The sequence below is a fragment of the Streptomyces sp. TRM64462 genome, from assembly GCF_013362995.1.
Taxonomy (GTDB): Bacteria; Actinomycetota; Actinomycetes; order Streptomycetales; family Streptomycetaceae; genus Streptomyces.
The window spans coordinates 1-1298 of record NZ_JABWDV010000240.1; the positions used below are offsets into that span (position 1 = coordinate 1).

A 1298-nucleotide genomic window follows, 5' to 3' on the forward strand; every position below is an offset into this window, starting at 1 on the left:
GGCCCGCAGGTCGGCGCCCCGCAGCCACACCGTGGGCGCGGCCTCGCTCGCCCGCCGTGCGAGCAGCCCGGCCAGCTCCGTCGTACGCCCGCTGCCCGGCTCCCCCACGAGGCCGCACACCGGCGAACGGCCCGCCGTGGCGAACCGGTCCAGTTCCCGCGCGACGCGTCGGCGCTCCACCGCCCCGGGTGCGATCCACTGCGGGTGCGTCGCCGCGGTCAGCTCCAGGGCGCCCGCCAGGTTCAGCGCGGGGCCGTGGGCGGGCGCGGTGGCGGCGTTGCGGCGGAGGAGGGCGGCCAGGGGGCCGGAGGGGTCGCGGGCGGCCGCTGCGGCGAGGGGGACGGCGAGGCCGGGGGCGCGGTGGTCGGTGTGGAGTGCGGTGCCCAGGACCGCCAGGACCGTTCCCGTGGCCGCGTCCAGGACCGGGCCGCCGGCCGCTGCGCCGCCGCGTCGCAGCGCCTCGCTGCCGTCCGTGCCGATGGCCAGTTCGAGCGCGTCGTCCACGGCGTGGAACCGGTCGTCGGCGGTGTACGTGGCGGATGCCGTGCCGAGCACGCGCGCCTGCCGCCAGCCGTGGGCGTGGACGCGTACGTAGGTGCCCGTCGCGGGGGCGGCGGGCGCGTCGGCGATGGGGAGGGGGCGTACGCCGAGCCCCTCCGTACGGATGAGGGCGAGGGCGTCGGCGGGCAGGGGAACGACCGCGTCGGGCCCCGCCGCGTAGGTGCGCCCGTCGGGTGCCTCGACGACGACGCGCTCCAGGCCGTCGACCGTTTCGTGGCTGGTCACGACCGTGCCGGCGGCGTCGGCGACGAAGCCGGTCCCGCGTGGCCGGCCCGCCTGATCACAGATCCGTACCACTGGTGCCTGGTCCGCGCGTCCCATGGTCCGACGGTAGGTCGGTGGTGATCACCTCAGAAGAACACCACCGGAACGCGCCCCCGAGTGCTCCCTCGGTTCACTCCGAGCGCCTGACCGAGTGGGTGAATAAGGGTTCTGGGGCGGATAGAGACAGGTGGAGGGGGATCGTGGAGCGGGCAGACGCCGTGCCCGCTCCACGGCACGCCGCCGTCCACGCCCGACGACTGGCGGCCGGCGGCCTGGCCGGCCTAGGCCCGACGGACGACGACCGACTACCGGGAGTCGTCCGGGCCGAGGGCCGAGAGCGCCGTCGCTGGCGGCAGGCGGCGACCGCTACCGGAAGCCGGCTGGCCGACGACCGACACCACGGCGTCGGCCCGCAGGCCGCAGGCCGCAGGCCGCAGGCCGCAGGCCGCAGGCCGCAGGCCGCAGGCCGCAGG

At 77.6% G+C, this 1298-nt stretch carries 2 protein-coding genes; one reads left to right on the forward strand and one right to left on the reverse strand.

Going from position 1 to position 1298, the window contains the following annotated elements:
* Positions 1 to 882, reverse strand: an 882-nt coding sequence (locus tag HTZ82_RS11390) for a trypsin-like peptidase domain-containing protein (RefSeq protein WP_375540801.1), incomplete at its 3' end; no start/stop codon positions are given.
* A gap of 143 nt (positions 883 to 1025) precedes the next feature.
* On the opposite strand from HTZ82_RS11390, the gene HTZ82_RS31800 reads away from it, so the two are divergent.
* A partial coding sequence (locus HTZ82_RS31800) for a hypothetical protein (RefSeq protein ID WP_217623933.1) occupies positions 1026 to 1298 on the forward strand: 273 nt, incomplete at its 3' end.